Annotated in this window: 1 protein-coding gene; it reads right to left on the bottom strand. The window is 67.5% G+C overall.

The annotated features are described in order from the left end of the window. Nucleotides 1-53 precede the first annotated feature (53 nt). A partial coding sequence (locus EXE44_RS21235; protein WP_206750410.1) for a hypothetical protein occupies nt 54-381 on the bottom strand: 328 nt, incomplete at its 5' end.

A 381-nucleotide genomic window follows, 5' to 3' on the forward strand; every position in this document is an offset into this window, starting at 1 on the left:
TGTGTCGGCGCAGCCCCGACAGGTCCATGGGCGAGGTAGGCGACGCGAGGCGGTTAACGTTTCCCCGGCGACGGTATCGGTGGACGTGAACGTGTCACGCGTTCGGGCGGATTCCGGACGCGACGGTCCGACGGGCGTCCGGGGAGGGGCTCCGGCGACCCGTCGTTCCCCGATTGCCCCGGTCCCACCGCGAGCGCCTGCTGGACGATCGTCGCCGCGAACGCCGACAGCACGAGGGCCGCTGCGATGAGTAGGACGGTCCGTTTCGTCGGGAACCTCATGCGTCGACCCACGGGTGGGACGGACAAGTACCCCGACGACCGTTCACACCGGATTTCGCTCGTTTTACGCCGAAAGCGGGCCTTACCGGCGATATTTATG

The organism is Halorubrum sp. SS7 (assembly GCF_005435055.1).
Lineage (GTDB): Archaea > Halobacteriota > Halobacteria > Halobacteriales > Haloferacaceae > Halorubrum > Halorubrum salinarum.